Origin of the sequence: Pseudonocardia aurantiaca (assembly GCF_039526725.1) — a bacterium.
In the GTDB taxonomy this organism is placed as follows: domain Bacteria; phylum Actinomycetota; class Actinomycetes; order Mycobacteriales; family Pseudonocardiaceae; genus Pseudonocardia; species Pseudonocardia aurantiaca.
In genome coordinates this window covers 1-799 of the sequence record NZ_BAAAJG010000010.1, presented here as the reverse complement: position 1 = coordinate 799, position 799 = coordinate 1, and the positions used below count along the sequence as shown (strand labels likewise).

General features: G+C 74.0%; 1 protein-coding gene. It reads right to left on the bottom strand.

All coding sequences use genetic code 11. The annotated features are described in order from the left end of the window. The coding region (locus tag ABD143_RS15710; RefSeq protein WP_343979085.1) for a GAF domain-containing sensor histidine kinase at window positions 1-742 on the bottom strand (742 nt) is incomplete at its 3' end. Between the last annotated feature and the right edge of the window lie 57 nt (window positions 743-799).

Genomic DNA, 799 nt, shown 5'->3' with positions numbered 1-799 from the left:
CGGACACGACGTAGTAGGCCGCCACCTCGATCGGCGGCGCGGCGCGGGTGTCGGTCCGGATGTCGAGTTCCACCGGGATCGCCGCGCGGCGGGCCAGGGTGCGCAGGGCCGGGCCGAGCCCGCCCTCGGACAGGATCGCCGGGTGGATGCCGCGGGTGATCTCGCGCAGCTCCTCGATCACCACATGGAGCTCGTCGGCGACGCGGCCGATCTGCGTCTGAAGGGCGGTGCGGTCCGCGGGCTCTGTGGACTGGGCCAGGCGTAGCTCGAGGCCGAGCGAGACCAGTCGCTGCTGGGTGCCGTCGTGCAGGTCGCGCTCGATGCGTCGGCGAGCGTCGTCGGCGGCGGCGACGATGCGGGCGCGGGAGGCGGTGAGCTGGGCGCGGCTGTCGGCGTTCGCGATCGCGGTGCCGACGAGCTCGGTGAAGCCGGCCATGCGCTGTTCGGTGTCGGCCGGCAAACGCTCGAGCACCCCCCCGATGGCGATCGCGCCCCAGAGATGCCCCTCGACGACGATCGGCGCTGCGACCGCCGACCGGAGTCCGATCTGGCGGACGGCGTCGGCGAACGCGCAGGAGGCTTGGCTGTAGTCGTCGCAGCGCGCCGAGCGGCCGGTGCGCAGGACGACCGCCACGGCCACGGGCGGCTCAGGCCTCCATCGGCTCCCCACCGGTAGCTCGCCCTGATGGTCGCCGACGCGGGTGAGAACGGTCACCGCGCCGTCGAGATCGAGGCGGACGATGTTCGCGCCGTCGGCACCGAGGACGCTGCTGACCTCCTGGGCGACGGCCGCGAGGAC